The organism is Chitinimonas sp., assembly GCF_041904975.1.
In the GTDB taxonomy this organism is placed as follows: Bacteria; Pseudomonadota; Gammaproteobacteria; order Burkholderiales; family Chitinimonadaceae; genus Chitinimonas.
The window spans coordinates 1-5181 of record NZ_JAYRLZ010000283.1 but is presented as its reverse complement, the minus strand read 5'-3'; the positions used below and the strand labels follow the sequence as shown (position 1 = coordinate 5181).

General features: G+C 59.5%; 6 protein-coding genes. All 6 read right to left on the bottom strand.

All coding sequences use genetic code 11. The features are described from left to right. Positions 1-250: 250 nt before the first annotated feature. A complete protein-coding gene (locus ACE3OH_RS18945) occupies positions 251-772 on the bottom strand; it encodes a ClpXP protease specificity-enhancing factor (protein WP_374356873.1) in 522 nt (173 codons plus the stop codon). 164 nt (positions 773-936) lie between these two features. Beyond that, positions 937-1542: a glutathione S-transferase N-terminal domain-containing protein gene (locus ACE3OH_RS18940; RefSeq protein WP_374356871.1), complete on the bottom strand. Its 606-nt coding sequence runs from the start codon at positions 1540-1542 to the stop codon at positions 937-939. A 177-nt stretch (positions 1543-1719) separates the two neighbouring features. Next, on the bottom strand, positions 1720-2523 hold the full coding sequence (locus ACE3OH_RS18935; protein WP_374356868.1) for a cytochrome c1: 804 nt from the start codon (positions 2521-2523) through the stop codon (positions 1720-1722). Positions 2524-2540: 17 nt separating this feature from the next. Continuing rightward, the gene (locus tag ACE3OH_RS18930) at positions 2541-3803 is read right to left on the bottom strand and encodes a cytochrome bc complex cytochrome b subunit (protein WP_374356866.1); all 1263 of its coding nucleotides are present in this window, start codon (positions 3801-3803) and stop codon (positions 2541-2543) included. Between the two features lie 15 nt (positions 3804-3818). Then, the gene (gene petA, locus ACE3OH_RS18925; protein ID WP_374356864.1) at positions 3819-4403 is read right to left on the bottom strand and encodes a ubiquinol-cytochrome c reductase iron-sulfur subunit; all 585 of its coding nucleotides are present in this window, start codon (positions 4401-4403) and stop codon (positions 3819-3821) included. Positions 4404-4522: 119 nt separating this feature from the next. After that, the coding region (locus ACE3OH_RS18920; RefSeq protein ID WP_374356862.1) for a Nif3-like dinuclear metal center hexameric protein at positions 4523-5181 on the bottom strand (659 nt) is incomplete at its 5' end.

Below are 5181 nucleotides of genomic sequence, written 5' to 3'. Positions count from 1 at the left end.
AAAACCAGGGCATCGTCGAAGCCTTCCTCGCCGCCAATCCGCAATACCGCCTGCTGCCGGCCAATACCATACTGGCCGAGCAGAAGATTGGCCTGGATACCGGCGATTATTTACAACTGGCGCCGAATCGCCATGGCTGCGATGGATTTTTTGCGGCGGTGCTGACCAGGGTGGAGTGATTCGGGTCAAGCAAAGCAAAAAGGCATGTCAAAACATGCCTTTTTGCTATTGGTGCGAACGCAGGGCAAAGCTACTTCACCACGCGCAAATGCCCTCTGCCCGCTGGCGGTGCTGCCGGTGGTGGTTCGTCTTCTGGTTCGCTTGAGGCGGTTGGCGCGTCAACTGCGTGCAATTCGGTCGGTGCGGCGTCGATTGGTCGTAGCGGGGCGATTGGTCGTAGCGGGGCGATTGGTCGTAGCGGGGCGATGCGGGCGCCGTTGCTGTCGGTTTCCAGCTCGCTGGCGTCCGGCTCCCAAGCCATGCCCTCGCCGGTTTCGCGGGCAAAGAGCGACACTACTGCGCCTATCGGCACGATGATGTCACGCGATACGCCGTTAAAGCGCGCCGAGAAGCGTACATAGTCGTCACCGAGCTGCAGATTGCGGGTGGCGTTGTAGCTGACGTTCAGGGTGATTTCGCCGTTTTTCACGAACTCCATCGGCACCTGCAGCTTGCCCTTCACGGCCACCACCAGATAGGGCGTATAGCCTTGATCCGAGCACCACTCATGAATGGCGCGCATCAGATAGGGTTTGATCGGGACGGGGTTCATGACGGGTACCTGTTTGAAACGGGAGAGGTGATATCGCTGCGCCGGTGTGTTGCCTGTGAAATGTGATGGCGCTAGGCGCCGGTGAAACGTGAAAGCCATGCTCTGCAGTGGTACGGCTTATCCAGCGAATGGATTGCCACGTTTCACCTTTCACATTTCACGCCTTACTTACGCATGGCCTTTTCGTTCGGCGTCATCGAGTCGATGAATGCCTGGCGGCCGAACAGGCGCTCGGCGTATTTGAGGATGGGCGCCATCGGCTTGGATACTTCCACGCCGTAGTGCTCAAGGCGCCACAGTAGCGGGGCGATGGCCACGTCGAGCATGGAGAACTCTTCGCCGAGCATGAATTTTTGCTTGGCGAAAATCGGGGCGATCTGGCCCAGGTTGTCGCGAATGGTGGTGCGGGCTTTTTCCAGGTCTTTCTTGGTGGAGCTGCCGTTTTCCATGGTGCGCACATGGACAAACAGTTCGCGTTCGAAGTTGAACAGCATCAGGCGGGCGCGGCCACGCTGGATCGGGTCGGCCGGCATCAGCTGCGGGTGCGGGAAGCGCTCGTCGATGTACTCATTGATGATGTTCGATTCATACAGCACCAGCTCACGCTCGACCAGAACCGGTACTTCGTTGTACGGGTTCATTACCGACAGATCTTCCGGCTTGTTATGGATATCCACATCGACAATCTGGAAATCCATGCCCTTTTCGAACAGGACAATGCGGCAGCGGTGGCTGAACGGGCAGGCGGTGCCGGAGTACAGGGTCATCATAAGCAGGGAACTCCATCGATGGTTGGTATGGCAAAGCCGGATTTTAGCATTTTGCACCATGCAATAGCCAGAAAAAGCCTGTAAGTGCATGATTTAAAAGCAAAAAGCGGAAGATTTCTCTTCCGCTTTTCGTGGTGCCAGCTCCGCTGTTCTGGGGCTGCTTCGATTCAGGACTACTTAATGCACTTCTTTCCAGTATTCCTGTTTGAGGAAGTACACCAGCGGCAGCAACAGGAACACCAGGAACAGCAGCACGCCATAGCCGATGCGCTCGCGCAGCACTTGCGAAGGCTCGCCCATCCACACCAGGTAATTGACCAGATCGCCTACCTTGCGGTCGTAATCGAGCGTATTGGCTTTGCCATCGACCAGGCGGGTCAGGTCGCCGGCGCGGGTCAGTACCAGGCGGTGCTCCTCGTGCTTGCCGGATTCGGCGACTTCCCAGCTGCGTACCACGGCGCCGCCCTTAGCTTCGCCGGTCTGCAGCTCCAGGTCGCCCTGCAGCTGCCACAGCACATGCGGCATGCCGACCTTGTCGAACACCGCATTGTTCCAGCCGGTAGGCCGGCTGCTGTCGCGGTAGAAGCTGCGCATATAGGTGTAGAGCCAGTCGGCACCGCGCGAGCGGGCGATCAGCGACAGATCGGGTGGCGGGGCGCCCAGCCAGGTCTTGGCATCCTTCGATTGCATGGACACCTTCATGACTTCGCCCACCTTGTCGCTGGCGAACATCAGGTTGTCCTTGATCTGCTGCTCGGACAGGCCCAGGTCGGTCAGGCGGTTGTAACGCATGGCCTGCGCGCCATGGCAGGACAGGCAGTAGTTGGCAAAGGTCTGCGCGCCACGTTGCAAGGATTCGACATCGCGCACATTGACCGGTGCGCGATCGAGTGCCGCGCCTTCATTGGCGGCAGCCGGTAGCGCCACGGCTACGCCGGCGATCGACAGCAGGCCAAGCAGGAATTGACTGATTTTTTTCATGTGTTGGGTCTCCCTGATTACCAAGTCACGCGCGATGGCACGGGCTTGGTTTTATCCATCTTGGTGTACCACGGCATCGCCAGGAAGAAAGCGAAATAGATCACGCTGCAGATCTGCGACACGATGGTGCGGCCATTGGTGGGTGGCAAGGCGCCCAGAATGCCCAGGGTGATGAAGGCAATGATGAATACCGCCAGGATGCTCTTGTACAGATTGCCGCGGTAGCGGATCGAGCGAACCGGGCTGCGATCCAGCCAGGGCAGGAAGGCAATGATCATCACGGCTGCGCCCATGGCCAGTACGCCCCAGACCTGGGTGCCAAGGAAGGACGGCACCGCGCGCAAGATGGCGTAGAACGGGGTGAAGTACCACACCGGTGCGATATGCGGCGGGGTCTTGAACGGGTCGGCAGCGATGAAGTTATTGTCTTCGAGGAAGTAGCCGCCCATGGTCGGCGCGAAGAACACAATGGCGCTGAAGATGGACAGGAACACCACGACGCCGAAGATATCCTTGATCGAGTAGTAAGGATGCGAGTAGATGCCATCGAGCGGCAGGCCGGTCTTCGGGTCTTTCGGCTGCTTCTTGATATCGATGCCGTCCGGGTTGTTGGAGCCGACTTCATGCAGGGCGATCAGGTGGGCACCGACCAGGGCCAGCAGCACCAGTGGCACGGCGATCACATGCAGGGCGAAGAAGCGGTTCAGCGTCGCGTCGCCGACCACGAAGTCACCACGGATGAATACCGACAGATCCGGGCCGATCACCGGGATGGCGCTGAACAGGTTCACGATCACCTGGGCACCCCAGAACGACATCTGGCCCCAAGGCAGCAGGTAGCCGAGGAAGGCTTCGGCCATCAGTGCCAGGAAGATGAACATGCCGAAGATCCAGATCAGCTCGCGCGGCTTCTGGTATGAACCGTAAATCAGGCCACGGAACATATGCAGATACACCACCACGAAGAACATCGAGGCGCCGGTGGTGTGCATGTAGCGGATGATCCAGCCGCCGGCCACATCACGCATGATGTATTCGACCGACATAAAGGCTACCGACACATTGGTGCCGGGAATCAGATTGCCGTCCGGCTTGTAGTTCATCGTCAGGAAGATGCCGGTGACGATTTGCAGTACCAGCACCAGTGCGGCCAGCGAGCCGAAGTAGTACCAGAAGTTGAAATTCTTCGGGGCGACATACTTGCCCCACTGCTCGTTCCACATCTGGGTGAGCGGGAAGCGGTCGTCGATCCAGCCTACCAGTTGTTCCACTTTGTTCATGGTCGCTCCGCTCTGTTATTTGTCTTCGCCGATCAACAACGTCTTGTCGTTGATGTATTTATGCGGCGGAATCACCAGGTTCTTCGGTGCCGGCACGCCCGAATACACGCGACCGGCAAGGTCGAACTTGGAACCGTGGCACGGGCAGTAGAAGCCACCCAGCCATTCGGCGCCGAGGTCGGCCGGGCCGATTTCCGAGCGCATGGTGGGCGAGCAGCCCAGGTGGGTACAGACGCCCAGTGCGACGAATACTTCCGGCTTGATCGAGCGGCCATCGCCCTTGCTGCAGTAGTCGGGCTGTTCGCTGGCTTCCGACTTGGGGTCGGCCAGCTTGCCGTTGAGCTTGGGCAGGTTGTCGATCATTTCCTTGGTGCGGTTAAGCACCCATACCGGCTTGCCACGCCATTCGGCGTTGATCTTCTGGCCCGGTTCCAGCTTGCTGATATCCACCTCGACCGGCGCACCGGCTGCCTTGGCGCGCTCGGAGGGGAAGAAGCTGGCGACAAAGGGCACTGCAACACCGGCGACGGCGACGCCACCGACGGCGCCTGTCGCGAGCGTCAGGAAGCGCCGCTTGCTGTTGTCCACTTGATTGGTCATACCCAGTCCCTGACTTGAAATTTTGGTGAAATCCGAAACTCCGCGATTCTAACCGATTCAGTCCATTAGGATAAGCGCGGCGCCGCTGTCTGACTTGAACCGGCCGGTATCGGACGTGGTCAGAACGGGTTGTCGAGCTCGTGGTAACTCACGGTCAAACCGAATTGCCCGGCCAGATGCTCACCCAGCGCCTGTACGCCGTAACGCTCGGTGGCATGATGCCCGGCAGCAATAAACGTGACGCCCGACTCGATCGCATCATGATAGCTGGGCTCGGACGCCTCGCCAGTCAGATAGCAGTCGCAGCCTGCTGCCACCGCAGCGGCCAGATAGCCTTGGGCACCGCCACTGCACCAGCCGATGCGGGTAATGGCGCGGTTCGGGTCGCCAACCAGCTGTGCCTTTCTCCCGAGGCGGCTTTCCACATGCTTGAGAAATTCGCCGGCACTGGCCGGTTCGGCAAGGCGGCCGACGCACACCAGATCCTGCTCGCCGCAGCGCCCCTCGGTGATCAGGCCCAGCTGCCTGCCCAGTGTCGCGTTATTGCCGAATTCCGGGTGCGCATCGAGTGGCAGGTGATAGGCGAGCAGACTGATATCGTTTTGCAACAGTTTTGCCAGGCGCTGCCGCTTGCTCCCGATGATGCGCGGATCTTCGCCGCGCCAGAAATAGCCGTGATGCACCAGAATGGCATCGGCCTGCCAGGCGATTGCGTGGTCGATCAGCGCAGCGCTGGCAGTTACGCCACACAACAGACGCTGTATATCCGGGCGACCTT

Bases quoted from the DNA above. Each gene is read 5' to 3' on its own strand.
- ACE3OH_RS18945 (WP_374356873.1), bottom strand. From the start codon at position 772: ATGAACCCCGTCCCGATCAAACCCTATCTGATGCGCGCCATTCATGAG.
- ACE3OH_RS18940 (WP_374356871.1), bottom strand. From the start codon at position 1,542: ATGATGACCCTGTACTCCGGCACCGCCTGCCCGTTCAGCCACCGCTGC.
- ACE3OH_RS18935 (WP_374356868.1), bottom strand. From the start codon at position 2,523: ATGAAAAAAATCAGTCAATTCCTGCTTGGCCTGCTGTCGATCGCCGGC.
- ACE3OH_RS18930 (WP_374356866.1), bottom strand. From the start codon at position 3,803: ATGAACAAAGTGGAACAACTGGTAGGCTGGATCGACGACCGCTTCCCG.
- petA (WP_374356864.1), bottom strand. From the start codon at position 4,403: ATGACCAATCAAGTGGACAACAGCAAGCGGCGCTTCCTGACGCTCGCG.